Consider the following 26779-nt stretch of genomic DNA (forward strand, 5'->3'; position numbering starts at 1 on the left):
TAGCGTTACAAGTATTACACAAACTTTTTTATATTGAGAATATTTTTTTATGCGTTTTCCCTTATTTTTGATCGTTCGCTCAAAGAAGCATCGACTTTGGGATTTTGGAGCGAAAAAGTGTGTGAAAACAGGGAACTTCCATCGGATTCATCTTAGATAATCCGAGTTTAAATAGTGACAGCCTATTTGATTTTTTATTGAGCTCAGTTATCTGAGTGTATAAAAAAAGCGCCCAGAGGGCGCTTTTTTAAGCAAACTATAATAAGTATGTAGATTATTACAGTACGTGCACGGATGCAGTGTTGGTGGTTCCGCTTGGAACCAGCGCGCCAGAAACCATGACAACAACATCACCTTTCTGAGCCAGACCGCTTTCAACAGCGACTTCTTTACCCAGACGGTAGAAATCATCAGTAGAGCTGATTTCTTTGACAACCTGAGCGATAACGCCTTTGCTCAGCACCAGCTGACGCGCGGTCGTTTCGTTGGTGGTCAGCGCCAGAATGGTGGCATCCGGGAAGTACTTACGGATAGCACGTGCAGATTTACCGCCCTGGGTAGCAACCACGATCAGCGGCGCGTCCAGTTTCTCAGCAGTTTCAACGGCGCCACGGCACACTGCTTCAGTGATGCGCAGTTTACGGCTGTCGTTGTTGAAGTCCAGACGGCTGGTCATCACGCGGTCGGTACGTTCACAAATGGTTGCCATGATGGTCACAGCTTCCAGTGGGTACTTACCTTTAGCGGATTCGCCGGACAGCATGACTGCATCGGTACCGTCGAGGATGGCGTTCGCTACGTCGCCTGCTTCTGCGCGGGTAGGGCGTGGGTTTTTGATCATGGAATCCAGCATCTGGGTCGCAGTGATAACGACTTTACGTGCACGGATACATTTTTCGATGATCATTTTCTGCGCGAAGATAACTTCTTCTACAGGGATCTCAACGCCCATGTCGCCACGAGCAACCATGATGCCGTCAGACGCTTCGAGGATTTCGTCGAAGTTGTTCAGGCCTTCCTGGTTTTCGATTTTGGAGATGATCTGGATGTTTTCGCCGCCGTGCGCCTTCAGGTGCTCGCGGATTTCAACAACGTCAGAACGTTTACGAATAAAGGAAGCCGCAACGAAGTCAACGCCTTGTTCACAACCAAAGATCAGGTCTTGTTTGTCTTTCTCAGCCAGTGCTGGCAGAGCGATAGAAACGCCTGGCAGGTTAACGCCTTTGTTTTCGCCCAGGTCACCGTTGTTCAGCACTTTACAGATAACCTTGTTACCTTCGATAGCGGTCACTTCCATACCGATCAGACCATCGTCTACCAGTACGGTGTTGCCCACGGTCAGGTCAGTGGTGAAGCCTTCGTAGGTTACTGCAACGATTTCGCTGTTGCCGATAACGGATTTGTCGGTGGTGAAAGTGAAGGTCTGGCCAGCTTTCAGGGAAACGTCGTTACCGCCTTCCAGCTTGATAGTACGGATTTCTGGGCCTTTGGTATCCAGCAGGATAGCGGCTTTCTTACCGGTTTTGCTCAGCACGTTGCGCAGGTTCTTGATGCGCTGACCGTGTTCAGCATAGTCGCCGTGAGAGAAGTTCAGACGCATTACGTTCATGCCAGCGTCAAGCATTTTGCCTAACATCTCTTCAGATTCGGTTTTCGGTCCGATGGTACAAACAATTTTGGTCTTTTTCATGACAGTCTTAGTCTTTAAGTTGAGATTGAGAAGGATTGGGAATTTGAATTCTCGCTCCATGCGCGCACGGCCATGGAGTTAAACCTGTATTACGAAAGTTGCGATGCCACGCCATAAGGATAGGTGACATAAAAAAAGCGTGCAGAGGAAAGTGTGCTAGAGGTTCAGCATAGTTAAATAGGCGATGTTTTAATCGTTTATTAATGCAGTCCAATGAGCTGAAACCATTCAAGAAAGAAACGCCGCAGATTATACGATGTAATGTTGCAAAAAGAAAATAAAAACGCCGTTTCAAAATCAAAACAGGCTAATTAACAAAATAAAAACGAATTATTTGTGAAAACGTAACAGCAAAGATGCGCAACAAATCCGCCAGAGCCGTTGTTCGCGGCGTCGTTGATTTGCTTTCTCCGGTAATAGAATCAATAATAATTTGATTATTAATGGAAATTAGCGAGCGTAAATGATGGGAAATCAGGCAAAAGACGACGTTTTATACCAGGAGATGTGCCGTGTGGTGGGCAAAGTGGTGCTGGAAATGCGCGATTTGGGCCAGGAGCCAAAACATATCGTGATTGCTGGCGTCGTCCGTACCGCGCTGGCTAATACCAAAATTCAGCGCTCCGAGCTGACGCGCGAAGCGATGCAAAAAGTGGTGACTGCGCTCTCAGGGCAGTGATAACGCCTTGAAATAGATATTATCAGGCGATGACGAAGCGCAGGATTGCTTTTACTGCCAGCTCGCTGTGGTGGGTAATGAGCGCTTCATCATCAATGTCCGGAAGCGGACCATCCAGATAAAGGCTATTGAAGCTATAAAAGTTGGAAACCTGATAAAAGCTGAAGCTACTAATGAGGCGGTGGACGTCACGGGCTTCAATTTCAGGCTGGAAAATTCCCTGCGTCTGACCGCGATGAAGAATGTGCTCAAGCAGCGAAAGGGCACTTTTGTTGAGTCGTTTCAGGTCGCCTGATGCCAGCAGCCATTTCCCGCGCTGCATGTTCTCCATACAAATAATCCGCATAAAATCCGCATGCTCGGCGTGGTAACGCACGCTCCACTTCACCAGTTGCACCAGCGCTTCTACCGGCGGTTGATTCTCCAGTCCTAACTGCTGCTCGGTTTCACGGATCCGCGAATAGACATATTGAAGAACCGCCTGGTACAGCTGCTCTTTGGTTTTAAAGTAGTAAACCACCATACGCTTGGTGGTCTGCGCTTCCCCGGCAATCTGTTCCATTCTGGCCCCCGCCAGCCCATGTTCAGCAAACACGGTAATTGCAGCGGTGAAGATGCGGTTCTTGAGCGACTGGGCTTCATCTTGAGCAATGGCGGACATAACAACTCCTGTTAACGTTTCCAAGGGCACAAAAAATACACACAATGATCACAATTTAGCAACCAAATCTGGCGTCGACGAACCAAATGATTCATATTCATCCCACCGTTACCGCATAAGCCTGGTGAAACTATGTTGCGTTCTATTGCTACCGTGTCTATTTCTGGAACCCTGCCTGAAAAACTGAGCGCAATCGCGGCGGCAGGCTATCAGGGCGTTGAGATCTTCGAAAATGATTTGCTCTATTATACCGGTACGCCTGCGGATGTCCGTAGCATGGCCGACGATCTGGGGCTTAAAATCACTTTATTTCAGCCGTTTCGAGATTTTGAAGGCGGCACTCGCGCACAGTTTGCAACAAACCTCGAACGCGCTAAACGCAAGTTTGCGCTGATGCATGAACTGGGCTGTGACACGTTATTGCTGTGCAGTAACGTTCAGGCGGATTGCTCCGCTGATGTCGAACTCCAGATAGCCGATCTGCGCGCATTAGCGACGCTTGCCGAGCAGGAAAATATCCGCATTGGCTATGAAGCGTTGGCCTGGGGTACACACGTCAACCGCTGGTATCAGGCGTGGGAGAGGGTGAAGGCGGTGGATAGCCCGGCGCTCGGTATTGTGCTCGATAGCTTCCATATTCTGTCGCTCGGAGACTCTCTCAGTCGCCTGCATGAAGTGCCGGTAGACAAAATTACTTTCCTGCAACTGGCCGATGCGCCGCTGATGAAAATGGACGTCCTCGAATGGAGCCGCCATTTTCGCTGCTTCCCAGGCCAGGGGGAACTACCGCTGGTGGAGTTTACGCGCGAACTTACGCGTGTGGGCTATCGCGGACCGTGGTCACTGGAGATCTTTAACGACGGTTTCCGCGCCTCGCCGAACGGCGCAACGGCCAAAGATGGCTATCGTTCTCTGCTGTGGCTGGAAGAACAGACGCGCAACGCGCTAGGTGATACCGACGCTGACTTGTTCCAGACCGCCAATCTACCGACCTATCAAGGCACCGAGTTTATTGAATTTGCCGCAAGCCCCGCAGAAGCCAAGAAACTGAGCGCCATGCTCAGCGGCATGGGCTTTAGGCTTGCGGGTGTGCACCGCTCGAAACAGGTGGCGCTGTGGAGCAACGGTGGCGCGAGAATCATCATCAATTATCAACCGCATAGCTGGGCGGATCATTTCTACCAGCGTCACGGCGTGTCGCTGTGCGCGATGGCGCTGCGGGTGAGCGCAAGCGCACCGATTGTGGCGCGGGCAAAAGCTTATGGCTACGCGACCTGGCAAGGTGAGGTGGGGCCAAATGAGAGTGCCATTCCTGCGGTATGCGCGCCGGATGGCAGCCTTATTTATCTGGTTGAAGGGCATCAGGATATCTATAGCCAGGACTTTAATCTGACCGGGGACGCGACCCAGGGCGCATTGCTGGGTATTGACCATCTGGCATTAGGGATGGAAGCCGACAGCCGTGATAACTGGGTGATGTTCTGCCGGGCGGTATTAGGCTTTACCCTTGAACATGAACAGACCATGCCAGACCCCTACGGTCTGGTGCGCAGCCTGGCGGTACAAAGCCCGCAGGGTAATATTCGCCTCGCGCTGAATATCTCGCAAAGCCGGGCCACGCAGATTGCCCGCTCCGTTGCGTGTTACCAGGGCGCAGGGCTCCAGCATGCCGCGTTTGCCTGCCATGACCTACCGGGACTACTGGATAAACAACCGCTGGCGGACTCGCTCTCCTTGCCTGTTCCGGCAAACTACTATGACGATCTGCTGGCGCGTTTTGGCGGCCCGGAACAGGTTGCCCTGATGCAGCGTCAGCAAATACTTTACGACCGTGATACCGCGGGCGGCGAGTTTTTACATCGCTATACCTGGCCCTTCAGCGAAGGACGCTTCTTCTTTGAATTAACCGAAAGACGCAACGGCTATGCGCAGTATGGCGCGGTCAATGCCGCCGTCCGCCTCTCGGCTATGCAGTACCGCTAGCGCATCGGGTTGAACCACCTGGTACGCTAGTGTTGCACCACAGACCATAAAAATAACATTCATCTGCACTCGACAACGACAGGTAAACACTATGAATTCACTTGGCCATAATCGCGTGGCTACCGCTGAGGCGGTTAACGCGGTCCCCCGTACCCGGCGGCGCATCGGCATTCTGGCGCTGCTGGCCGTCGGGACAATGATTAACTATCTCGACCGCACCGTGCTCGGCATTGCCGCACCGCAGTTGACCCAGGAGCTGGGTATCGGCGCGGCGGTGATGGGAATCGTCTTCTCCGCCTTCGCCTGGACCTACGCGCTGGCGCAAATTCCCGGCGGTATGTTCCTCGACCGTTTTGGCAATAAGCTGACCTATTTTCTGGCGCTGGGCTTCTGGTCGCTGTTTACCCTGTTCCACGGGTTTGCCGTGGGCCTCAAGTCGTTGTTGTTGTGCCGCTTTGGTCTTGGGATCAGCGAAGCGCCGTGCTTCCCGGTCAATAGCCGCGTGGTGAGTGCCTGGTTCCCACAACACGAGCGCGCTAAAGCGACGGCGGTTTATACCGTCGGGGAATATCTCGGGCTGGCCTGTTTTGCGCCGTTGCTGTTCTGGATTATGGATGGCTTCGGCTGGCGTACGCTGTTTATCACCGTGGGCGTAGTGGGGATTCTGTTTGCGCTGGTGTGGTGGCGTCATTACCGCGAACCGCATGAGGACGCGCGTCTGAGTGATCAGGAGCGTGAGTATATTACTGCGGGCGGCGGTATGACGACCGGTGCCGAACAGCGCAAAGTCTTTAGCTGGCCGCTGGTGCGTCAACTGTTGCGCAAACGCCAGATCGTGGGGGCCAGCATCGGCCAGTTTGCGGGTAACACCGTGCTGGTTTTCTTCCTTACCTGGTTCCCGACCTATCTGGCGACCGAACGCCACATGCCGTGGATTAAGGTGGGCTTCTTCGCCATCATGCCGTTCCTGGCCGCCGCTGGCGGTGTCATGTTTGGCGGCTGGGTATCTGACAAGCTGCTCAAAGCGACCGGAAGCGCCAACCTGGGGCGTAAGCTGCCGATTATTGCAGGCCTGTTGATGGCAAGCTGCATTATCAGCGCCAACTGGCTGACCAGCGATACGGCGGTCATCATGGTGATGTCCTTCGCCTTCTTTGGCCAGGGAATGGTGGGGCTTGGATGGACTTTGATCTCCGATATGGCGCCAAAAGGGCTGGGCGGTCTGACCGGTGGCTTGTTCAACTTCTGCGCAAATCTGGCGGGGATCCTCACGCCGCTGGTGATTGGTTTTATTGTCGCTGCATTCGGTAGCTTCTTCTACGCGCTGATTTACATCGGCGGAGCGGCGCTTCTCGGGGTCGTCGCCTATCTGTTTATCCTCGGTGACGTGAAGCGTATCGAGCTGGATCTACCCGAGCAGGAGGGCTCTCATGCAAATTAGTGGGCATACGCGGTTAATTGCTCATCTGGGGTACCCGACCGAAAGCTTTAAAGCGCCGATGATCTACAACCCCTGGTTTGAGAACCAGGGCGTCGATGTCAAAGTGGTGCCAATGGGCGTGAAGCCAGAAGACTATGCGGCGCTCATCCCAACGCTCTTTTCACTGACCAATATCGCCGGCTCGCTGGTGACAATGCCGCATAAGGTGGCTACCTGCGCGCTGGTCGACCGCATGAGTCCCACCGCGGAGATTGCGGGCGCGTGCAACGCCATTCGCCGTGAAGCCGATGGCACGCTGACCGGCGATATGTTCGATGGCGATGGTTTTGTTCGCGGTATTCAACGTAAAGGCTTTCGCACGACGCGCGCGCGCGCGCTGGTGATGGGCTGTGGCGGTGTGGGGTCGGCCATTGCCGCCTCACTTGCAGCAGCGGGCGTCAGTGCTCTGACGCTTTATGATACACGTGAAAGCACGGCCAATGCCCTGGCGCATCGCCTTCAGGCGCATTATCCGCAGCTTAAGCTGACGGTGATGTCCTGCGATCCACAGGGACACGATTTGGTGGTGAATGCCACGCCGCTTGGCATGTCTCCCGGCGATCCACTACCGATGGATATGGACCGAATTACCCCCGGTACTTTTGTCGGCGAGGTGGTCATGAAGCAGGAGTATACGCCGTTCTTGCAGGCCGCTATGGCACGGGGTTGTCCGGTACAGCGCGGCACCGATATGCTGTTTGAAATGATCCCCGCCTATCTGGATTTCTTCCATTTGCCGGTGGCCACGCCGGAGCAGCTGCAGGCGCTTGCACAAATTCGTTACTAAAGCGCTAGTCAGTAGCGTAATAGCCCGGGTAACATAACGGTTATGTTACCCGGACTTTTACGTATCTTATATGAACTCCTCGCTCACGCTGCTGGCGGCAGGCAGCCTTCGCCGCGCCTTTATTCCTCTCAAGTCACAGTTTATGGCCAAAACCGGAATTCCGGTTGAGATCGTTTTTGGCCCGGCAGGGCTACTGCGCGAGCGCATAGAGAAGGGCGAGTCGTGCTCGCTATTTGCTTCCGCTAATTACCACCATCCTAAAGTGCTGTGCGATGCAGGATTAGCGCATGGCCTGCGAATTTTCGCGCGTAACCGCTTAATTCTGACGGTCAGAAACTCCCCGCAAACGGCGGGTAAAACCTGGCTTGAGCTGTTAAGCGACAGGACGCTGCGCCTTGGTACATCAACGCCGCTGTGCGATCCTTCTGGCGACTATACCTGGCAGCTGTTTGAACAACTTGAAGCCGGTTTTCCCGGCCTTGGCGAATCTCTCAAGGGGCGTGCGAGGCAACTTGTTGGCGGACGCGATTCGCTGACGGTGCCAGCGGGCGAAATGGCAAGCAGCTGGCTTATTCGTGAAGGGATGGCGGACCTGTTTATCGGCTACGCCCATTACGCCACGGCGATGGATAAGCAGAAAGAGGTGCGCAGCGTGGTCATCCCGGAACCGTGGAATATTCGCTGTGACTATTACATGGCGATGCTGGAAGAAAGTCCCGCCGTGCAGCAGTTCTACCAGTTTATCCTCGCAGACGAGGGGCAGCGCTGCCTGCGCGAGGCGGGCTTTATGTTGGCTAGCGACGAAGGCTAAACAGCGGGGTGACGACTGCCGCAGGATAATCTTCCAGCTTTAGCTTACGTACCGTGACGCCATAAGCGCGCTGAAGGTTGGCTTCTGAAACCACCTCTGCGGTAGGGCCCGCCAGCCATTGGCTTTCAGGCAACAGCAGAAGCGTATGGCTGGCGACCTGCAGCGCATGAGTCGGGTCGTGTGTAGTGAACATCACCGTACGTGACTGGACGCGCGCCAGGTCGCTGATAAGTTGCAGCACCGTCTGCTGGTTGCCCAGATCCAGCGCTGAGCAGGGCTCGTCTAATAAAATATTCTGACTGGCGCTGACCAACGCGCGAGCAATCATCACCAGTTGCTGCTGACCACCGGACAGGTTGCTGAACAGCGCATCGGCAAACGACGTGATATTCAGCAGCGCCAGCGCCGCCATCACCTGTTGTTCATCTTCCTCCTGCGGTTGCGCGAAGAGGGCGATATGCCGGGCGCGGCCCATCAACACCACTTCGCGTACTCGCCAGGCAAAAGCAGGGCGAAAGGACTGAGGTACAATCCCAACGCCACCCGTGACGGTGATATCGCCCGCGAGCGTTGGCAACACGCCGGTGATGGTATCCAGCAGCGTACTTTTCCCACGGCCGTTAGCGCCTAAAATGGCCCAGATATCACCCGGCTCACAATGCAGACTGAGCGGCGCAAACAGCGGCGCTTTATGCCCATATTCCAACCGGGAAAGCGAAAGCGTTGGGGTCATTTGAGCAGTCCTTTTCGGCTGGCACGTACCAGCATCACGGTAAAGAGCGGTGCGCCGACCAGGGCGGTGATGATCCCAATCGGAATCTCGGCGGCGGTGAGGGTGCGCGCCAGATCGTCCACCAGAATCATAAAGCTTGCCCCCATCCAGAATGCACAGGGCAGCAGACGGCGATGATCGGCACCCGACAACATTCTCGCCAGATGTGGAATGACTAAACCCACCCAGGCAATGCTGCCGCTCACTGCGACCTGAGCGGCAACCAGTAGCGCACAGCACAACAGTACGCCGCGACGAAGCGCAGTAACACGCACGCCAAGCGCACGAGCGTCTTTATCATCAAGCGACAGCAGGTTAATGCGCCAGCGCAGCTTGTAGAGCACCAGCGCCGCTATGGTGACGGGAATGACAAGCAGCAGCACTTTGCTCCAGTTGGCGGTGGCAAAACTGCCAAGCAGCCAGAAAACGATGTTTGGCAGCACCTCTTCGGTATCGGCCATGTATTGCATCAAGCTGACCAGCGCCGCGAAGAAACCGCTGAGAATAATCCCGGCGAGGATAAGCACCAGTGTGCTTTCTCTCCCCTGAAGGGCGGCCAGCAGATAGACCAGCGTTAACGCGAGGAGACCGAAGAAGAAGGTGGAGCCCATCATCATCGGCATGCTGAAACCCAGCAGAATCGCCAGCGTGCCGCCAAAGGCGGAACCGGAAGTGACGCCGATAATGTGCGGGTCGACCAGAGGATTTTGGAACACACCCTGTAAGGTCGCGCCGCACAGGCCGAGCACACCGCCGGCCAACAGAGCCATCAGTATGCGCGGCAGGCGGACGGACCAGACAATCTGATGCGCAATATCGGCGTCATGATGCGGATGCGCAAGCTGATTAAACACATCGCCAATCGACAGACCATACTGCCCAAAGCAGAGGGAAACGACGGCAACCACCAGGGTAAGCAACATCAGCCCACCCTGTACCGTTTTAGGATGACTACTGATGTGCATTGGCCTGCCAATGAGTGCGGTAGAAACGCTGATAGTAATCCTGTGCCTGTGCGTCGACATCAACGTTTTTATAGCGCTCCGGATAGAGTTTTTTCGCCATCCACAGCTCGCCAATCGCCAGCGCTTCCGGCATCGGGTAGCCCCATGCTTTAGCGTACTCTGGCATCAGCCAGACGCGATGGTTTTTGACGGCATCAATACCTTGCCACTGTGGGTCAGCGGTAATTTGTTTCACCACTTCCGGGTAGCGGTCTTGAACGAAGATAACCTGCGGGTTCCACTGCAGCACTTGCTCCAGTGATACCTGGCGTGCGCCTTTTACCGTTGCTGCGGCAACGTTCATCGCCCCCGCATGTTCCATCATCAGACCGGTATATTTACCCGAACCGTAGGTGTTCAGGTCCGGGTTTGCCATGTAGACGCGGACTTTTTCCTTCTGTGGAATGGCGGCTACCGGGGCGTTAAATTTCGCGCGAGCGTTAAAGGTGTAGTCGATAAGTTTGCTGGCATCGGCTTGACGATTAACCACTTCACCAATCAGGCGGATACCCTGTTTCAACCCTTCGTTATAGGCGTGTTCTTCGTCCGCCATCGTCGGGTTCATCTTGTTCTTTTCACCGGCGGCATCTTCACGCAGCGACACTGCTACCACCGGAATACCGGCATTGGTGATCTGCTGGATCATCGCTTCCGGTGCATAGTTCGCAACAAAGACCACCTGCGGATGCAGCGCGAGCAAACTTTCGATGTTGACCTGCGTCAGGTCGCCCGGCATCGGCAGCTTTTCAATTCCGGGCATAAAGCGTGCAAATTCAGGGCCCAACTGCTTTTTCCAACTGCTGAGTACGCCGACGATATCGTCAGCGGCATTTAACTGGACCAGCAGGTTCAGCGTCTGGTGCTGTAAAACCACGACGCGGTTCACGCTATCCGGAAGGGTAACCTGACGACCCAGTTGATCGGTAATGGTACGGTCGGCCATCGCCGGGTTTACGGCCATTAGGCTCGCGCAAGCCAGCGTCAGCCCAAGCAGGAAGCGTTGTAATGTAGACATGAGTCACTCATTATGGAGGAGGGGATAAACGATGTGTATTTGATTATATAACGTATAAAAATGCAAACCGTCTGAGAAAATTACCCCTAAATATCTGCGGACAACGCTGAACGTAACAAGACGTTAACGAAAAGGGCCACCAGTCTTTACTCTGGTGGCCCGGTTCGGGCGCATATTGCCATTGCGGCGACACATGACGCCCACTTCAGGTTAGATATTGCAGAAGTGGCAGACTAACGCGACCACAATAGGCCCGATAATCGATGTCACAACCGCAATAACTAACGCTTCCCTGAACGTCATATAACCGCCTGTGTTGCAATGGCAACCGTACGCGGCTATCCTTGAATTGCTTAGGGTCAAGTTAGCCCCCGTTATGTTGCCAGGTTTACCAAGCAACGTGCGGGGGTTTTCTCTTTCCTGCAGCCGATGCCGCCGGGGATAAAGCCCCCGCAACATTGCGCCTCTCCCGAAATTCGGGATTACCGCAATCCTATAGCAGCCCGCACGGGGTCGCAATCCAGGAGTACTGTTTGCCTATCCAGTTATTGTGTTTTAGGAATTCTGCTCGCAATCGCTCTAATCGGTGAGTAACACTTCGCCATAAATCCTTCATCCTCTGTCCTTTCTTTTTTGTTTAACTGTCAATTCCTTACCTGGTGAGGCGCGCCTATGCATCGTCGTCATTTTCTGTTGGGTTTTGCCGCTACGCTGTTTTCGGCGCGATATGGTTCTACGCTTGCCTACGCCACGTCATATCAGCAGCAGACGATCCCGCTGTGGCCCGTTATACCGCCAGGCGGAGGTGGCCCTGTCGGGAAAATGCACGTGAGTGCGAAAGGGGCGCAAAGCCAGATAGCGATACCGACGCTCACCGTACTAACGCCACCATCGCCTAACGGCCATGGCGTGCTGATTGCGCCAGGAGGCGGGTATCAGCGCATTGAGATGGCGATGGAAGGTTGGCCCGCCGCTCTGTGGCTGGTTAATCGAGGCTATACCGCGTACCTGTTGAGCTATCGGTTGCCCGGTGAAGGCTGGAATGATGGTAATCTGGTGGCGCTGCAGGATGCGCAGCGGGCACTGCGGATTGTTGCACAGCGCGAAAGGCGGGTGAGCGCGCTGGGATTTTCAGCCGGAGGGCATCTGCTTGGCATGGCGGCGACGCGGCCAGACTATCAAAGCTATCCCGCGGTAGATGCACTGGATAAGCATCCTGCGACCATGAGCGGCGCGGCGTTCATTTACCCCATCATCACGCTTGAGCAACCGTACACCCATACCGCGACGCATAAAATTCTGCTCGGAAGAGAGGCTTCACAGGCGGCCAACGCTGCGTGGTCCGTTCAGCGCTATGTCACGCCAGAAACACCGCCGATATTCCTGGTACAGGCTGAAAACGATCCGGTGTCTGACCCGCAAAATACGCTAATTATGCAGGCGGCCTGCCTACGAGAACAGGTGCCGGTCACGATGTACCGCTATCCAACCGGTGGACACGGTTTTGCGATGGGGAAACCGGGAACCGCCACCGTTGAATGGCCTGGGCACTATGCATCCTGGCTACGTTCCCTGAGGTAAAGGTGTTCGTAGACGATGTATTCTTCCGGCATCCGTTCTTCAATCTGCTGCGTTACGCGCAGTAGCGCGCCAGCTTTTTGCATTTATGGCATAAAAAGCACAGTCATATAGGGAAAACCGTTCCTATACTGTCGGTCACATTCATCATGATGATACAGGCAGGACGTTATGACCCGTTACACTACGTTTTCCCTTGGTTCTCAATTTGTTAATCGCCTCGGCTACGGGGCGATGCAGCTGGCAGGTCCAGGGGTATTTGGTCCACCGAAAGACCGACATGCCGCCATCTCCGTGTTACGCGAAGCGCTGGCGCTCGGTGTCAACCATATCGACACCAGCGACTTCTACGGCCCACACGTGACGAACCAGATTATTCGTGAAGCGCTGCATCCCTATGCCGACGATCTGGTGATTGTGACCAAAATTGGCGCGCGTCGTGATGATACAGGCGCCTGGCTTCCGGCATTCTCCGCTGAGGAATTAAAGCAGGCGGTACACGATAACCTGCGTAATCTCGGGCTAGATGCGCTGGATGTGGTGAATATGCGCGTGATGATTGGCGACGGCCATGGGCCGAGCGAAGGCTCTATTGAAGCCAGTATCAGCGTGCTCGCCGAGCTGCAACAACAAGGCCTTATCAAGCATATTGGGGTGAGTAACGTCACGGCAACGCAGGTGGCCGAAGCGCGCATAATCGCCAATATTGTCTGCGTGCAAAATGAGTACAACATCGCGCACCGCCGTGATGATGAACTGATTGATACGCTGGCGCGTGACGGTATTGCCTATGTACCGTTCTTCCCGCTCGGCGGCTTTTCGCCGCTGCAATCCTCCGCGCTGAACAAGGTCGCTCGTTCGCTGAGCGCAACGCCGATGCAGGTGGCGCTGGCCTGGCTGCTGCACCGTTCGCCAAATATTCTGCTGATCCCCGGTACGTCGTCAGTGACGCATCTGCAGGAAAATATGGCGGCGGGGCAGTTGACCTTACCTGAGGACGCACTGGCGACGCTCGACGGCATCGCGGCTCGCGCATAACGGGAGGCTTGATGAGCGACAAACGTTCCGCCCAATGCCACTGCGGCGCGGTGGCCTTTACCGTGGTACTTAGCGATGGCCTGAATACGGCTCGGCGCTGCAACTGCTCTTACTGCCGCATGCGCGGTGCGGTCGCGGTTTCTGCGCCGTTGTTGGGGATCGAGATTCTGCGCGGTCAGGAAAAATTAACGGAGTATCGCTTTAATACCGGCGAGGCCGTTCATTTTTTCTGTTCGGTGTGCGGGATTTATACCTTCCATCAGCGGCGCTCGAACCCCCAGCAGTACGGGATTAACGTCGCCTGTCTGGAAGGCGTTTCGCCGTTTGATTTTGCCTGCGTGGAAGTTCATGACGGTATCCACCATCCAAAAGACGGCGGTGGTGGCATAGCGGGCTACCTGCGCTACGACAAAAAGTAGCCCGGACGAGGCGGTACGCCGACTCCGGGGGCCTGGAGCCGGTCCCGGCGGCGCTGCGCTTGGCCGGGCTACAAAAAACAAAACCCTGCTGATGAGCAGGGTTTTTGTATTGACTGTGAAGCGATTAGGCGACCAGGCTGTCGATCGCGGCTTTCGCATCAGAGGTCGCTTTGGTAGCCACTTCTGGGCCGTAAGCGATACCTTCCGCGAAGACCACGTTCACGTCGGTGATCCCGATGAAGCCCAGGAACACGTTCAGGTATGGGGTGATAAGGTCGGTTGGGCTATCTTTGTGGATGCCGCCGCGGCTGCTCAGTACGATAGCGCGTTTACCGGTGACCAGACCTTCTGGACCTTTTTCGGTGTAACGGAAGGTCACGCCAGCACGGGCAATCAGGTCGAAGTAGTTTTTCAGCTGCGTTGGGATGTTGAAGTTATACATCGGCGCGGCGATAACAATCACGTCGTGGGCTTGCAGCTCGGCAATCAGTTCGTCAGAGAGCTTCAGCGCTTCCTGCTGACGCGGGGTCAGTGGGGAATCGCTTGGGCGCAGCGCGCCGACCAGTTCGCCATCCAGCACCGGGATTGGATTGGCAGCCAGGTCGCGGACGGTGATTTCGTCAGCGGAGTGCTTTTCACGCCACTGCTCAACAAAATAGTCGGACAGCTGACCTGATTGAGAGTAGCCTGCCAGGATGCTGGATTTCAGAACTAATACTTTGCTCATAGGTAATTCCTTATATTTGATTGACGGGCGATGCCCTGTTGCTTGCTGACACTTTATTCACAATCCTGCCACAGAGATAGCGCAATATATCGAATTCTATATTCAGTTTTTTTGAACAAGGCTCGAAATGCGCAAGTGTGGTATGCTATGACGATTCTTTATGAGAGCTTTTCCCGGCAGTGCGCTGCCCAATAAGACTATGACAGAACAACAAAAAATCACCTTTGCGATGCTCAGTCAGCGCCTTGACGCGCTGACGCTGCGGGATAAACAGCGCTTTGCCCGCCGATTACACGGCGTTAAAAAGGTTAAAAATCCTGAAGCACAACAGGCCATTTACCAGGAGATGGCGCAGGAAATTGAACAGGCAGCCGGTAAGGTTGTGCTGCGCGAAGCGGCGCGTCCGGTGATTGAGTACCCGGAAAACCTACCGGTTAGCCAGAAGAAACAAGACATCCTCAACGCCGTGCGCGACCACCAGGTGGTGATTGTCGCGGGCGAGACCGGCTCGGGTAAAACCACCCAGTTGCCGAAAATCTGCATGGAGCTAGGGCGCGGGATCAAAGGGCTGATTGGCCATACCCAGCCGCGTCGTCTGGCGGCGCGCACCGTCGCCAACCGTATTGCGGAAGAGCTGAAAACTGAGCCGGGCGGCTGCATTGGCTACAAGGTTCGCTTTAGCGATCACGTCAGCGACAACACCATGGTCAAACTGATGACCGACGGTATCCTGCTGGCGGAAATCCAGCAGGACCGCCTGCTGATGCAGTACGACACCATCATTATCGATGAAGCGCACGAACGCAGCCTTAACATCGACTTCCTGCTCGGTTACTTGAAAGAGCTGCTGCCGCGTCGCCCGGATCTCAAGGTGATCATCACCTCAGCGACCATCGACCCTGAACGCTTCTCGCGCCACTTTAATAACGCGCCGATTATCGAAGTTTCTGGTCGTACCTATCCGGTAGACGTTCGCTATCGTCCGATCGTTGAAGACGCGGATGACACCGAGCGCGACCAGCTACAGGCGATTTTCGACGCCGTAGATGAACTGGGGCAGGAAGGGCCGGGCGACATCTTAATCTTTATGAGCGGCGAGCGCGAAATCCGCGATACCGCCGATGCGCTGAGCAAACGCGACCTGCGCCATACCGAGATCCTGCCGCTCTACGCCCGTTTATCAAACAGCGAGCAGAACCGCGTCTTCCAGTCGCACAGCGGACGACGCATCGTGCTGGCGACCAACGTGGCGGAAACCTCGCTGACGGTACCGGGTATCAAGTACGTAATTGACCCAGGTACGGCGCGTATCAGCCGCTATAGCTATCGCACCAAGGTGCAGCGTCTGCCGATTGAGCCGGTTTCTCAGGCTTCCGCAAACCAGCGTAAAGGCCGCTGTGGTCGTGTGTCGGAAGGTATCTGCATTCGCCTGTACTCCGAAGATGACTTCCTGTCGCGCCCGGAGTTTACCGACCCGGAAATTCTGCGTACCAACCTGGCCTCCGTCATTCTGCAAATGACCGCGCTGGGCCTTGGCGATATCGCCGCGTTCCCGTTTGTCGAAGCGCCGGATAAACGCAATATTCAGGACGGTGTGCGCCTGCTTGAAGAGCTAGGCGCTATCACCACCGATGAACAGGCCACCGCCTACAAGCTGACGCCGCAGGGCCGCCAGCTCAGCCAGTTGCCGGTCGACCCGCGTCTGGCGCGTATGGTGCTGGAAGCGCAGAAACACGGCTGCGTGCGTGAAGCGATGATCATCACCTCGGCGCTCTCCATCCAGGACCCGCGTGAACGTCCAATGGACAAACAGCAGGCGTCCGATGAAAAACATCGCCGCTTCCACGACAAAGAGTCAGATTTTATGGCCTTTGTGAACCTGTGGAACTACCTCGGCGAGCAGCAAAAAGCATTGTCGTCGAACCAGTTCCGCCGCCAGTGCAAGCTCGATTTCCTCAATTACCTGCGCGTGCGCGAATGGCAGGATATCTACACCCAGCTGCGCCAGGTGGTGAAAGAGTTGGGTATTCCGGTAAACAGCGAACCGGCGGAGTATCGCGAAATTCATATTTCGCTGCTGACCGGTCTGCTGTCACACATCGGTATGAAAGATACCGACAAGCAGGAGTTTACCGGCGCGCGTAACGCCCGCTTCTCCATCTTCCCAGGCTCGGGGCTGTTCAAAAAGCCGCCAAAATGGACGATGGTCGCCGAACTGGTCGAAACCAGCCGCCTGTGGGGGCGCATTGCCGCGCGCATCGACCCGGAATGGGTGGAGCCGGTGGCGCAGCATCTGATCAAACGTTCCTACAGTGAACCGCACTGGGAACGCGCGCAGGGCGCGGTGATGGCAACCGAGAAAGTGACCGTCTACGGCCTGCCGATTGTGGCCGCGCGTAAGGTTAACTACAGCCAGATTGACCCGGCGCTGTGCCGTGAGCTGTTTATCCGCCACGCGCTGGTGGAGGGCGACTGGCAGACTCGTCACGCCTTCTTCCGCGACAACCTGAAGCTGCGCACTGAAATTGAAGAGCTGGAAAACAAATCACGTCGCCGCGACATCCTGGTGGATGACGAGACGATGTTTGAGTTCTATGACCAGCGCATCAGCCACGAAGTTATCTCCGCGCGCCACTTTGATAAGTGGTGGAAGCAGGCCAGCCGTGAAACGCCAGATCTGCTCAATTTCGAAAAGAGCATGCTGATAAAAGAAGGGGCGGAGCAGGTCAGCAAGCTGGACTACCCGAACTTCTGGCATCAGGGCAACCTGAAGCTGCGTCTCACCTACCAGTTCGAACCGGGGGCCGATGCCGATGGCGTGACGGTGCACATTCCGCTGCCGTTGTTAAACCAGGTGGAAGAGGGCGGTTTTGAGTGGCAGATCCCGGGTCTGCGCCGTGAGCTGATTATCGCGCTGATTAAATCGCTGCCGAAACCGGTGCGCCGTAACTTTGTGCCTGCGCCGAACTACGCCGAGGCCTTCTTAGGCCGCGCGACGCCGCTGGAGATGCCGCTGCTTGACTCGCTGGAGCGCGAACTGCGTCGAATGACCGGCGTCACCGTTGACCGTGAGGCCTGGCAGTGGGATCAGGTGCCCGATCACCTGAAAATCAGCTTCCGCGTGGTGGACGATAAAAACAAAAAACTCCAGGAAGGGCGTTCGCTTCAGGCGTTGAAAGATACGCTGAAGGGCAAAGTGCAGGAGACGCTGTCGTCAGTTGCCGACGACGGTATCGAGCAGAATGGCCTGCATATCTGGAGCTTTGGCGACCTGCCGGACCGCTACGAGCAGAAGCGCGGCAACTATAAGGTGAAAGCCTGGCCGGCGCTGGTGGACGAGCGTGACAGCGTGGCTATCAAGCTGTTTGATAACCAACTGGAACAGCAGCAGGCAATGTGGCGCGGTCTGCGTCGTCTATTACTGCTGAACATCCCGTCGCCAATTAAGTATCTGCACGAAAAGCTGCCGAACAAGGCGAAGCTGGGGCTCTACTTTAACCCGTACGGCAAGGTGCTTGACCTGATTGACGACTGCATCTCCTGCGGCGTGGACAAGCTGATTGACGAGGCGGGCGGGCCGGTGTGGAGCGAGGCGGGTTTCGCTGCGCTGCACGAAAAGGTGCGCGCCAATCTCAATGAGACGGTGGTGGAGATTGCCAAACAGGTTGAGCAAATTCTGACGGCGGTATTTAACATCAATAAACGGCTGAAAGGGCGCGTGGACATGAGCATGGCGCTGGGGCTGTCGGACATTAAGGCACAGATGAACGGTCTGGTGTACCGCGGCTTCGTTACCGGCAACGGTTTCCGTCGCTTGGGCGATACGCTGCGTTATTTGCAGGCGATTGAAAAACGTCTGGAGAAAATGGCCGTCGACCCGCACCGCGACCGCGCGCAGATGCTGAAAGTGGAAAGCGTCCAGCAGGCGTGGCAGCAGTGGTTGAACAAGCTGCCGCCGACACGTCGTGAAGATGATGATGTGAAGGAGATCCGCTGGATGATTGAAGAGCTGCGCGTCAGCTTCTTTGCTCAGCAGTTGGGTACGCCGTATCCGATTTCGGATAAACGTATCCTGCAGGCGATGGAACAGATCGCCGCCTGATCCCGGCGGCGCTGCGCTTGGCCGGGCTACAAAAAAACATGTAGCCCGGGCGAGGCGTACGCCGACCCCGGGTCTTCACCTCGGGCTACGCGTTCACCCACGCCAGCGTAAACCCATCCCACCCCTTAATCCCGACCGTTTGCAGCGCCGTGACCGTCAGACGCGGGTCGTTATGCATCATCTCAATAAACCGACGAACGCCCTGTACGCGAGCGTCGGTGCTGTTGGGGTTGGTGACTTCACCGTCGCGCACCACGTTATCGCCAATAATCAACGTCCCTGGGCGAGAATACTTCAGCGCCCATTGCAGGTAATAAGGGTTATTCGGCTTATCGGCATCAATAAAAATCACGTCAAACGGCGCGGCATCCTCAAGCGTCGCCAGCGAATCCAGCGCTGGGCCTTCGCGCAGCGTCACCACCTCATCAAGCCCGGCGAGGGTGAGGTTCTCCCGCGCCACGCGGGCGTGCAGCGGGTCGGCTTCGAGGGTGATTAAACGCCCGCCCGGCGGCAGTTCGCGGGCCATCCAGATGGTGCTGTATGCGCCCAGCGTACCTATCTCCAGAATCGACTTCGCGCCCACCATGCGGATAAACAGCGCCAGTAACTGCCCCTGATTAGCTGCCACGTCGTGCGCGGGCAGACCGGCACGATGGTTGTTTTCCAGCACCTGAGACAGCACGGCATCGTCGGGAATCAGGTTCTCTATCAAATAATTATCAACGTCTGACCACTGTTTTTGCATTGTGACACCCCTTAGTATTTGTCAGCCTGACAGCGAAGACCAGCCACCTCCGAGCGAGCGGTAAAGATCGATTTGCGCCAGCAGCAGATTGTTTTTCACCTGCACCACGCTTATCTGCGTTGAGAACAGGGTACGCTGCGCGTCCAGCACATCAAGATAGGAAGAGTAACCATTGTTGTATCGGTTCTGCGCAATGCGCAGCGTCTCTTGCGCCACCGCTTCTTGCCCCTGAAGTTCAGTGAGCTGCTCGCCGTAGCGGGTGATGGCATCGAGACTATCGTTGACCTCTTTAAACGCGCCGCGCACCGTTTTTTCATAGCTGTACAGCGCCTGGTTGCGCTGGGCCATCGACACATCCACCTGCGCATTCAGGGCCTGACGGTTGAGCAATGGCGCCAGAATGCTGCCGCCTAGGCTCCACAGCCGCAGCGGGTTATCGAGCAGGTCTGGCAGGGTGCGGTCTTGTAAACTGCCGGTAGCCGTCAGGTTTATCGACGGCAGCAGCTGTGCCTTTGAGGACGCCAGCGTGGCATCGGCGGCAATCAGCTGACGCTGAGCCTGGGCAATATCGGGACGGCGATTGAGCAGCGTCGAGGGCAGCTGCGACGGTAGCGAAAGCGGAGTGAGTTTATCAAACGCATTACGTTGAACGTCGCCGGGATTATTGCCAAGCAGCACGCTCAGCGCGTTCTCCTGCTGGGCTATCTGATGGCGCAGCAGCGGCACCTGAGCGCGGGTTGCGCGCAGTTCAGAATCAGCCTGCATCAGCTCAAGGCGGGAGGTATAGCCCGTTTCAAACTGTCTTTTTGCCAGGTTAAACGCCACTTCGCGGGATTTCAGCGTCTGCTCGGTGACCTGTAGCTGTTCATCGAGCGACAGCAGGGTGATATAGCCGACGGATACCGATGTGGCGACTGTTAAATCCGCGGCGGCGGCCGCTGCTTTTTGTGCTTCCAGGCTGGCTTCAGCAGCCTCGGCGGCGCTGCGATTGGCCCCCCAGAGGTCAACATCGTAACTCGCGGTTAATCCGCCTTTATAGACCGTGCTGTGAATGGGCAAGCCCGTTGCAGCAGACTGGGCGCGTGCGCGGGTACCGGTCAGCCCGGCGTCAAGGGTTGGGAACAGACTGCTGTCGGCGGCGTAGGCGCGCGCCTGGTATTCGTTTACCCGCTCGCGAGCGATCAGCACGTCGCTGTTGTAGCGCAGCGCCTGGTCAACGTACTGATTCAGCGCGCTGTCGTGAAAGTTACGCCACCAGACGCCCTCGACCGGGCTCGCCGGGCCAATATCGGCGCGCCAGGCTGCAGGAATGGTCAATGTGGGCTCGGCGCGCTGCACGTCGGCGGACTGACAGCCAACCAGCGCAAAGGCCAGCGCAAGGGCGACGGGGCGGATCATGGCTTCGCCTCCGCGCGGGTATCTATTGTGACCTGTACCGACATTCCTGGGCGCAGACGCTGCAGGTTTTTCTGTCCTTCATCAACGGCAATACGTACCGGAATACGCTGGGCGATTTTAACAAAGTTGCCGGTAGCGTTATCCGGTGATATCGCGCTGAACTCCACGCCGGTGGCCGGTGAAATGCTCTGTACGGTGCCGCTGAATTTCTCGCTGTTTAGCGCATCGACGGTAAAGGTTGCCGGTTGGCCAATGCGCACCGTTGCAAGCTGGGTCTCTTTCAGGTTGGCGATAACCCAATGCTGCGGCGGCACCAGCGGCGTCAGGTGCGTACCGGCGGTGACATAGGCGCCAAGCCGTACGGCGATTTGCCCAAGCTGGCCGTCGGTGGGGGCGATAATGCGCGTGTTTTGCAGATCGATTTCCGCCAGCTCCAGCGCGGCTTTTGCGTTCGCCACGTCGGCTTCCAGCGAATCCCGGTTAACGATGGTGGTTTGCAGATCCTGCTTTGACATCTCCAGCGTGGCTTTCGCCTGCTCGATATCTGCGGTGCCCTGGGCGGCGCTGGCACGCGCCGAGTCACGCTCGCGAATCGACAGCGAACCGTCGGCGGTCAGATCTTGTACGCGCTTTAAATCCGCCTGCGATTTCAGATTCTGCGCGCGGGCGTTTTGCAGCGCCGCTTCATTACGCGCAATCACTGCTTCGGCGCTTTTACGCTGCTGAAGGTTATTGCGCAGCGCCGCTTCCTTCATCGCCAGCTGCGCCTGTGCCTGATGCACACGCTGCTTATAGATACGGTCATCAATCTGGAACAGCACCTGGCCCTTTTTGACCTGGTTAAAGTCCTGCACGTTTACCCCGGTCACGTAGCCGTTGACCTGCGGGCTGATAAAGGTGGTCAGGCCGCGCACGTAGGCGTTATCGGTAAACTGACTGTGGCGGGTAAACGGCGGTAGCTGCCAGGCGTACAGGACAACCAGTACGCCGACGAGGCCGATCGCCGCGGCGGTAAAAATGGATACCACGCGGATATTGTTTCGGGTATTGGCCTGTTGTTGGGCCGCATCCTGCTGACTCATAACGATTCCAGATCTCTCTTGTTGTTATTTGCTGCCCGTCGCACGTTTCAGCGCGATATGGGCGGTAATACGCAGTCTTAATAAACGCCAGAACACCCACAGCAGCGTGGCGGCAGAAATAGCCGCCGTCAGCAGGTAAGTGTCATTGTAGGCGAGAATATTGGCCTCCAGCGTGGAGAGGTTTTGCAGCACGGTGCTGGCCTGAACATTCAGCAGCGCGCTGTCGCCTAGCTGGCTCTGATACTGCTGGGCATAAAGCTGTAGCCGCTCGTTAATCAACGGATTGAGGGTGGTTATCTGGTCGGCAAGCTGGCTCGAGTGAAACTTCTCTCGCCAGGTCTGAAAGGTGCCGAGGATAGCCGAACCGAGCAGGCCGCCAACGTTCTGGCTCATGCCAAACAGCACCGAGAAGCTCACCAGATTTCGCTGGTCGGCAATGACGCCGCCGATACCGGCAAGCATGGCGGGCGCGAGGAAAAAGGCGCTGCCGAAGCCGAGCAAGAACTGGCTGAACATCAGTTGGTCAGGGCGCGTCAGGCTGGTGGACTGGCTGTCCAGCAGTGAGGCTATCATGATGAGCGTCAGCGCAGTGGCGATAGGCCAGTAGAGGCGGCTTGGGTTGAGCGTCAGGCAACTGGCGATAATCCCGCAGGTAATCCCGGCAAAAATTGACCAGGCCAGCGTTGTCATCTGCTCGTTTTGCAGCCCCACGTACTGAAGCCAGCCGATAACGCCGGTGTTCTGCTCCGCCAGTACGATACGGATAAGCACCATAATCAGCCCCAGACGCAGGATACTGCCGCTGGAGAGCCATCGGATGTTCAACAGCGGATTGGTACGGTTCTGCTCAAAGATAATGGCGCTGACGATCAGCACAATCGCGGCGGCGAGCGACCAGCCTATCCAGGGGGCTTCAAACCACCAGTCCAGACGTCCTAGCGACAGCACCGCGCATATCAACGCCATACCGGGGGCCAGTAAAATAAAGGTGATAAAATCTTTCTTCTCGAACACCTTTTTACGGTCGCTTGGCGGTAGCTTAAGGGCGATAACGCAGGCAAGCGACACCAGCGCCAGGCCTAATTCGAAGAAATAGAGCCCACGCCATTCGTCAATTTGCAGCAGTTCGGTAGAGAACAGGCGCGCGATGGGAATCGCCAGCGACGAGCCGGTTATCCCGATGGTCAGCGCTTTCAGGCGATGCTTCGCCGGCCAGGCCTGCACCTGATAATAGATCCCAAGCGAGCTCAGTGCCGCCGCCACCATCCCGTGGGCGGCACGTACCATCAGCGCTGAGCTGAGGTCGTTGACGAACAGGTGAAAGAAGGTGACCAGCACGTAGAGCACCAGAAAGCCTTCGGTAAACGCCCGCAGACCAAACTGCTGGCGAAATTTCACCAGCAGCAGGTTAATGGAAACGTTGGTCATGACGTACACCGCAGGCAGCCAGGCGATTTCCGTCGACCAGGCGGCAAATGAACCCTGCAGGTTTTGCAAATTCGCCGTGACGACCGCGTTGCCGAGCGCCCCGGTGAGGCAGACCAGCAGGCCGACGATGCCGTAGGCGACACGCTTTGGCGCACTGTGAATCGGCGTTGATGGGGAGCCGAGGATCGCCGGTTTTTCGTGAGGCGCCCAGTCGTGCGGGGCGTAGGGGTCGCGGCGCGGTGGAGCCATTATTTTTTCTCCACTTCGCGCAGCAGCCGGGTGAGTACGCGCTGGGTAATCTCTTGTTCTTCTGGGGTAATCACCGTCAGAATCTCTTCACGTAGCTCATCCGCCACGGTTTTCACCTGGTGATAAAGCTCAAGGCCTTTTGGCGTCGCGACCAGCAGCCGTTTACGTTTATCACGCTCGGTGAGCACTCGCTCGACCAGTCCGGCCTCTACCAGTTTGTTAATCAGCGGCACCACGGTGGCGCTTTCTACCCCCAACTCCTGAGCCAGTTCAGCTTGCGATAGCGGCTGTTCGTTGCGCGCAATGCTGGCCACGGCGACCCACGTGGCCTGGCTCATACCAAGATCTTTCAGCCGACGGTTTATCGCCAGCCGCCAGTGGTGGGCGGTGAGATAGAGGAGATGCGAAAAATTAAGCTGACGGTTATCCATAGGCGATGTGTTCACAATCATTAGAGCTCTAATGATTTTACGTTCGCCGAAAACCATAATTCAAGTGAATGTGAAAAATAAATGTTACAGAAGGGTGATTATTTGTTTGCTATGGGATGGGTTGTAGTTGTAGGCCGGATAAGGCGAAGCCGCCATCCGGCACTGTGCTCAATGCAGCCCGATGGCGCTTCGCTTATCGGGCCTACGGGTTAAATCTGGCTGGTCTGCGCGTTTACCGAGGTCGCGTGATTTTTCCGACGGCTGGCAAAGAAAATCGCCGTCAAAGAAATTGCCACCGTGGCCGCCAGATACCAGGCCACCGGTACCCAATCGCCGTTGTATTTCGCCAGCAGACCGGTCGCAATCAGCGGTGCGGTACCGCCCGCCAGCGCAGCGCCAATCTGATAACCCAGCGTGATGCCGGTATAGCGCACGTTGGCGCTGAAGATTTCTGAGCACAGGGTACCCAGCACCGCGGTGATAGGCGACCACAGAATGCCGAAGGTAATAACCGTCGCCACGGTGATGCCCCAGGTGGTGCCGGTATTCAGCAGCAGGAACCACGGCACGATAAACAGACCCAGCAGTACGACGCTGATGGCGTACATCCGCTGACGACCGATTTTATCGGAGAGCAGGCCCATCAACGGGATCATCACCGTTGACACCAGCGCGCCAAGCGTGACGGCTTCCAGCACCTGTGATTTCTGATAGGTCAGGGTCGTGGTGGCGTAGCTCACAACGAAAGTGGAGAAGATGTAGAACGGTGCGGTTTCCACCACCTTCAGGCCAGCGGCGATAATGACTTCACGCCAGTGATGGGTCAGGGTTTCGCGCAGCGGCGCTTTAGCCACTTTGCCGGAGGATTTCACCTTCTTGAACTCCGGCGTTTCATCGATATCTTTACGGATCCACAGGCCAACCAGCACCAGCGCCGCGCTCATCAGGAACGGGATGCGCCAGCCCCAGGAGAGGAACTGTTCTTCGCTGAACAGGGTCATCAGCGAGACGATAAAGGTGGCCATCAGCATGCCAATTGTTACGCCCGCCTGCGGGATACTGCCAAAGAAGCCTTTACGCTTTTCCGGCGCGTATTCATAGGCCAGCAGCAGCGCGCCGCCCCATTCACCGCCGATGCCAATCCCCTGAATAATACGCATCAGAATGAGTAGAATGGGCGCCCAGATACCAATCATGTCATAGGTCGGCAGCAGGCCAATCATCACGGTTGCACTCCCCATCAGTGACAGGGTTAACACCAGCGTCTTTTTACGACCGATACGGTCGCCAATGTGGGCAAAAATCACGCCGCCAATCGGGCGAATAAAGAAGGTGAGCGAGAAGGAAAGGTAGGAGAGAATCAGGCCGATGACCGGGTCAACCATCGGGAAAAAAATCTTATTAAACACCAGTGCGGCGGCTGTCCCGTATAAAAAATAGTCAAACCATTCAATGGAACTGCCGGTCAGGCTAGCAATCAGGACCCTCTTATTCTTTTTCAGGATCGTGGTGCTACTTTCTTGTATTGTCATGAAGAATAACTCCCGCCACATTGGGTTAAAATCAGGTGTCACCTTTTTTGTTTGAATGGTGCAACCTGGATTGTGAAAAAGGTTGTGTGTTTGTTAAGCAACTTAGATATGAGCGTTATCTTTGGCAAGCGTGGTAATGAAATTTGTGAGTAAAAACGAGCGGCATTTTAGTTTTATTTCACTAATAATGCTTATTATGGCGGAATTAAAATCTGGTTAATACTATAAAAATAGTGTTTTATTCAGGTGCAACCGTGCTGTTTTTAGATGTTTCTGGTTATTTCATTGTTGTTACAAAATAGTGTGGTTAACGTGAAGCTATGCCGCCAAATTTGCACGACTGAGGAGAGTAGAGAAGACCATGAACCTGTCATATTTACCGCAGGAAACGCTAATGGCGGCCAACTTACTGGGTCGCTGGCTGGCGCAAAATGATTTTGCCGCCTCGCCGAAGGCTGAGGAAACGCAGTGGGTGGTGATGGCGGGAAATGCGGTGATGCCCACCATCGATGCCGCTTGCCGGTTGGTCAGCGAAAACGGCGGCTCGATGTTAATTAGCGGCGGTATTGGGCATTCGACCAACTTCCTCTATGAAGCGATGGCCCAGCACCCGCGCTATAAAAGCATCGAAACGAATGGGGAGGCGGAGGCGACGCTGCTGGCGGAAATTGCGCATCGCTTCTGGCAGATCCCGCGAGAGCGCATCGTGGTGGAAGACCAGTCGACGAACTGCGGTGAGAACGCCGGGTTTACCCGGCGGGTGATGGAAACGCGCGGTATCAACGCTGCCAGCGTGACGGTGGTGCAGGACCCGACCATGCAGCGCCGCACCATGGCAACCTTTGCCCGCGTCTGGCAAGGGGTGGAAAACGCACCGCAATGGTTAAGCTATCCGGGCTACGTGCCGGAACTGGTCAACACGGAAGAAGGCGTTAGCTATCGCCAGGCAGAAGCGGGGCTATGGCCGGTGGCGCGCTATTTGTCGCTGCTGCTCGGGGAAGTTCCACGCCTTCGTGATGATGCGCAGGGTTATGGTCCACGCGGTAAAGATTTTATTGCTCACGTCGATATTCCTGCTGAAGTGGAGGCCGCCTGGGGGCAACTTAGCGCTGACCCTCAACTTCAACAGGTATTAGCCAGTCGTACGCTGGGATAATAGCTACCCGAC

Annotated in this window: 23 protein-coding genes; 10 read left to right on the plus strand and 13 right to left on the minus strand. The window is 55.9% G+C overall.

What is annotated here, in order from left to right; all coding sequences use genetic code 11:
* Positions 1-277: 277 nt before the first annotated feature.
* On the minus strand, positions 278-1690 hold the full coding sequence (gene pykF, locus ACH1XZ_RS04320; RefSeq protein WP_395594453.1) for a pyruvate kinase PykF: 1413 nt from the start codon (positions 1688-1690) through the stop codon (positions 278-280).
* A gap of 7 nt (positions 1691-1697) precedes the next feature.
* The gene (gene ynhH / locus ACH1XZ_RS23340) at positions 1698-1991 is read right to left on the minus strand and encodes a protein YnhH (RefSeq protein ID WP_459253850.1); all 294 of its coding nucleotides are present in this window, start codon (positions 1989-1991) and stop codon (positions 1698-1700) included.
* A 165-nt stretch (positions 1992-2156) separates the two neighbouring features.
* On the opposite strand from ynhH, the gene fumD reads away from it, so the two are divergent.
* The gene (gene fumD / locus ACH1XZ_RS04325; protein WP_395594699.1) at positions 2157-2369 is read left to right on the plus strand and encodes a fumarate hydratase FumD; all 213 of its coding nucleotides are present in this window, start codon (positions 2157-2159) and stop codon (positions 2367-2369) included.
* A 22-nt stretch (positions 2370-2391) separates the two neighbouring features.
* Here fumD and ACH1XZ_RS04330 read toward each other — a convergent pair whose 3' ends face one another.
* Positions 2392-3030: a TetR family transcriptional regulator gene (locus tag ACH1XZ_RS04330; RefSeq protein ID WP_395594454.1), complete on the minus strand. Its 639-nt coding sequence runs from the start codon at positions 3028-3030 to the stop codon at positions 2392-2394.
* A 132-nt stretch (positions 3031-3162) separates the two neighbouring features.
* Between ACH1XZ_RS04330 and ACH1XZ_RS04335 the strand changes: the two genes are divergently transcribed.
* The 4 genes from ACH1XZ_RS04335 (at position 3163) to ACH1XZ_RS04350 (ending at position 8091) form a co-directional block, all read left to right on the plus strand.
* Positions 3163-5013 carry a bifunctional sugar phosphate isomerase/epimerase/4-hydroxyphenylpyruvate dioxygenase family protein gene (locus tag ACH1XZ_RS04335; protein WP_395594455.1) on the plus strand — a complete coding sequence of 617 codons (1851 nt, stop codon included), beginning with the start codon at positions 3163-3165 and terminating at the stop codon, positions 5011-5013.
* Between the two features lie 91 nt (positions 5014-5104).
* Positions 5105-6454, plus strand: a complete 1350-nt coding sequence (locus ACH1XZ_RS04340) for an MFS transporter (RefSeq protein ID WP_395594456.1) — start codon at positions 5105-5107, stop codon at positions 6452-6454.
* On the plus strand, positions 6444-7280 hold the full coding sequence (locus ACH1XZ_RS04345) for a shikimate dehydrogenase family protein (protein ID WP_395594457.1): 837 nt from the start codon (positions 6444-6446) through the stop codon (positions 7278-7280). Before ACH1XZ_RS04340 ends, ACH1XZ_RS04345 begins: the two co-directional genes overlap by 11 nt.
* A gap of 70 nt (positions 7281-7350) precedes the next feature.
* Entirely contained in the window at positions 7351-8091 is a 741-nt protein-coding gene (locus ACH1XZ_RS04350) for a substrate-binding domain-containing protein (RefSeq protein WP_395594458.1), read from the plus strand.
* Here ACH1XZ_RS04350 and ACH1XZ_RS04355 read toward each other — a convergent pair.
* Genes ACH1XZ_RS04355 through ACH1XZ_RS04365 form a run of 3 tightly spaced genes read right to left on the minus strand, consistent with a single transcriptional unit; the run spans position 8075 to position 10882 of the window.
* A complete protein-coding gene (locus ACH1XZ_RS04355) occupies positions 8075-8824 on the minus strand; it encodes an ABC transporter ATP-binding protein (RefSeq protein ID WP_395594459.1) in 750 nt (249 codons plus the stop codon). The genes ACH1XZ_RS04350 and ACH1XZ_RS04355 overlap by 17 nt on opposite strands.
* On the minus strand, positions 8821-9828 hold the full coding sequence (locus ACH1XZ_RS04360) for a FecCD family ABC transporter permease (RefSeq protein ID WP_395594460.1): 1008 nt from the start codon (positions 9826-9828) through the stop codon (positions 8821-8823). Before ACH1XZ_RS04360 ends, ACH1XZ_RS04355 begins: the two co-directional genes overlap by 4 nt.
* Positions 9815-10882, minus strand: a complete 1068-nt coding sequence (locus tag ACH1XZ_RS04365; protein ID WP_395594461.1) for an ABC transporter substrate-binding protein — start codon at positions 10880-10882, stop codon at positions 9815-9817. The genes ACH1XZ_RS04360 and ACH1XZ_RS04365 overlap by 14 nt, the downstream gene beginning before the upstream one ends.
* A gap of 672 nt (positions 10883-11554) precedes the next feature.
* On the opposite strand from ACH1XZ_RS04365, the gene ACH1XZ_RS04370 reads away from it, so the two are divergent.
* The 3 genes from ACH1XZ_RS04370 (at position 11555) to ACH1XZ_RS04380 (ending at position 13917) form a co-directional block, all read left to right on the plus strand.
* On the plus strand, positions 11555-12463 hold the full coding sequence (locus ACH1XZ_RS04370; protein ID WP_395594462.1) for an alpha/beta hydrolase: 909 nt from the start codon (positions 11555-11557) through the stop codon (positions 12461-12463).
* Positions 12464-12631: 168 nt separating this feature from the next.
* Positions 12632-13498 carry an aldo/keto reductase family oxidoreductase gene (locus tag ACH1XZ_RS04375; protein WP_395594463.1) on the plus strand — a complete coding sequence of 289 codons (867 nt, stop codon included), beginning with the start codon at positions 12632-12634 and terminating at the stop codon, positions 13496-13498.
* 8 nt (positions 13499-13506) lie between these two features.
* Positions 13507-13917, plus strand: a complete 411-nt coding sequence (locus tag ACH1XZ_RS04380) for a GFA family protein (RefSeq protein WP_395594464.1) — start codon at positions 13507-13509, stop codon at positions 13915-13917.
* A 124-nt stretch (positions 13918-14041) separates the two neighbouring features.
* Here ACH1XZ_RS04380 and azoR read toward each other — a convergent pair whose 3' ends face one another.
* Positions 14042-14644 carry an FMN-dependent NADH-azoreductase gene (gene azoR / locus ACH1XZ_RS04385; protein ID WP_035893172.1) on the minus strand — a complete coding sequence of 201 codons (603 nt, stop codon included), beginning with the start codon at positions 14642-14644 and terminating at the stop codon, positions 14042-14044.
* Positions 14645-14843: 199 nt separating this feature from the next.
* On the opposite strand from azoR, the gene hrpA reads away from it, so the two are divergent.
* Complete coding sequence (gene hrpA, locus ACH1XZ_RS04390) at positions 14844-18746, plus strand: ATP-dependent RNA helicase HrpA (RefSeq protein WP_395594465.1); 3903 nt, start codon at positions 14844-14846, stop codon at positions 18744-18746.
* 85 nt (positions 18747-18831) lie between these two features.
* Here hrpA and ACH1XZ_RS04395 read toward each other — a convergent pair whose 3' ends face one another.
* From ACH1XZ_RS04395 to ACH1XZ_RS04420, 6 genes are all read right to left on the minus strand, one after another.
* Entirely contained in the window at positions 18832-19491 is a 660-nt protein-coding gene (locus ACH1XZ_RS04395; RefSeq protein ID WP_395594466.1) for an O-methyltransferase, read from the minus strand.
* Between the two features lie 21 nt (positions 19492-19512).
* Positions 19513-20889 carry an efflux transporter outer membrane subunit gene (locus tag ACH1XZ_RS04400; protein ID WP_395594467.1) on the minus strand — a complete coding sequence of 459 codons (1377 nt, stop codon included), beginning with the start codon at positions 20887-20889 and terminating at the stop codon, positions 19513-19515.
* Positions 20886-21971, minus strand: a complete 1086-nt coding sequence (locus tag ACH1XZ_RS04405; protein WP_395594468.1) for an HlyD family secretion protein — start codon at positions 21969-21971, stop codon at positions 20886-20888. The genes ACH1XZ_RS04400 and ACH1XZ_RS04405 overlap by 4 nt, the downstream gene beginning before the upstream one ends.
* 24 nt (positions 21972-21995) lie before the next feature.
* Positions 21996-23648 carry an MFS transporter gene (locus tag ACH1XZ_RS04410; protein ID WP_395594469.1) on the minus strand — a complete coding sequence of 551 codons (1653 nt, stop codon included), beginning with the start codon at positions 23646-23648 and terminating at the stop codon, positions 21996-21998.
* Positions 23648-24079 (minus strand): MarR family winged helix-turn-helix transcriptional regulator, encoded by a 432-nt coding sequence (locus ACH1XZ_RS04415; RefSeq protein WP_395594700.1) that lies wholly within the window; start codon positions 24077-24079, stop codon positions 23648-23650. The genes ACH1XZ_RS04410 and ACH1XZ_RS04415 overlap by 1 nt, the downstream gene beginning before the upstream one ends.
* A 209-nt stretch (positions 24080-24288) precedes the next feature.
* Positions 24289-25611 carry an MFS transporter gene (locus ACH1XZ_RS04420; RefSeq protein ID WP_395594470.1) on the minus strand — a complete coding sequence of 441 codons (1323 nt, stop codon included), beginning with the start codon at positions 25609-25611 and terminating at the stop codon, positions 24289-24291.
* A 361-nt stretch (positions 25612-25972) separates the two neighbouring features.
* Between ACH1XZ_RS04420 and ACH1XZ_RS04425 the strand changes: the two genes are divergently transcribed.
* Complete coding sequence (locus ACH1XZ_RS04425; RefSeq protein WP_395594471.1) at positions 25973-26767, plus strand: YdcF family protein; 795 nt, start codon at positions 25973-25975, stop codon at positions 26765-26767.
* Positions 26768-26779 lie beyond the last annotated feature (12 nt).

Source organism: Kluyvera chengduensis (genome assembly GCF_044197065.1).
Taxonomy (GTDB): Bacteria; Pseudomonadota; Gammaproteobacteria; order Enterobacterales; family Enterobacteriaceae; genus Kluyvera; species Kluyvera ascorbata_C.

Coding starts and splice junctions, on each gene's coding strand:
- ACH1XZ_RS04370 (WP_395594462.1), top strand. CDS start 11,555: ATGCATCGTCGTCATTTTCTGTTGGGTTTTGCCGCTACGCTGTTTTCG.
- ACH1XZ_RS04340 (WP_395594456.1), top strand. CDS start 5,105: ATGAATTCACTTGGCCATAATCGCGTGGCTACCGCTGAGGCGGTTAAC.
- ACH1XZ_RS04410 (WP_395594469.1), bottom strand. CDS start 23,648: ATGGCTCCACCGCGCCGCGACCCCTACGCCCCGCACGACTGGGCGCCT.
- fumD (WP_395594699.1), top strand. CDS start 2,157: ATGGGAAATCAGGCAAAAGACGACGTTTTATACCAGGAGATGTGCCGT.
- ACH1XZ_RS04405 (WP_395594468.1), bottom strand. CDS start 21,971: ATGAGTCAGCAGGATGCGGCCCAACAACAGGCCAATACCCGAAACAAT.
- ACH1XZ_RS04415 (WP_395594700.1), bottom strand. CDS start 24,079: ATGGATAACCGTCAGCTTAATTTTTCGCATCTCCTCTATCTCACCGCC.
- ACH1XZ_RS04335 (WP_395594455.1), top strand. CDS start 3,163: ATGTTGCGTTCTATTGCTACCGTGTCTATTTCTGGAACCCTGCCTGAA.
- ACH1XZ_RS04420 (WP_395594470.1), bottom strand. CDS start 25,611: ATGACAATACAAGAAAGTAGCACCACGATCCTGAAAAAGAATAAGAGG.
- ACH1XZ_RS04395 (WP_395594466.1), bottom strand. CDS start 19,491: ATGCAAAAACAGTGGTCAGACGTTGATAATTATTTGATAGAGAACCTG.
- hrpA (WP_395594465.1), top strand. CDS start 14,844: ATGACAGAACAACAAAAAATCACCTTTGCGATGCTCAGTCAGCGCCTT.
- ACH1XZ_RS04375 (WP_395594463.1), top strand. CDS start 12,632: ATGACCCGTTACACTACGTTTTCCCTTGGTTCTCAATTTGTTAATCGC.
- ACH1XZ_RS04400 (WP_395594467.1), bottom strand. CDS start 20,889: ATGATCCGCCCCGTCGCCCTTGCGCTGGCCTTTGCGCTGGTTGGCTGT.
- ACH1XZ_RS04360 (WP_395594460.1), bottom strand. CDS start 9,828: ATGCACATCAGTAGTCATCCTAAAACGGTACAGGGTGGGCTGATGTTG.
- ACH1XZ_RS04330 (WP_395594454.1), bottom strand. CDS start 3,030: ATGTCCGCCATTGCTCAAGATGAAGCCCAGTCGCTCAAGAACCGCATC.
- ACH1XZ_RS04355 (WP_395594459.1), bottom strand. CDS start 8,824: ATGACCCCAACGCTTTCGCTTTCCCGGTTGGAATATGGGCATAAAGCG.
- ACH1XZ_RS04350 (WP_395594458.1), top strand. CDS start 7,351: ATGAACTCCTCGCTCACGCTGCTGGCGGCAGGCAGCCTTCGCCGCGCC.
- pykF (WP_395594453.1), bottom strand. CDS start 1,690: ATGAAAAAGACCAAAATTGTTTGTACCATCGGACCGAAAACCGAATCT.
- ACH1XZ_RS04365 (WP_395594461.1), bottom strand. CDS start 10,882: ATGTCTACATTACAACGCTTCCTGCTTGGGCTGACGCTGGCTTGCGCG.
- ACH1XZ_RS04425 (WP_395594471.1), top strand. CDS start 25,973: ATGAACCTGTCATATTTACCGCAGGAAACGCTAATGGCGGCCAACTTA.
- azoR (WP_035893172.1), bottom strand. CDS start 14,644: ATGAGCAAAGTATTAGTTCTGAAATCCAGCATCCTGGCAGGCTACTCT.
- ACH1XZ_RS04345 (WP_395594457.1), top strand. CDS start 6,444: ATGCAAATTAGTGGGCATACGCGGTTAATTGCTCATCTGGGGTACCCG.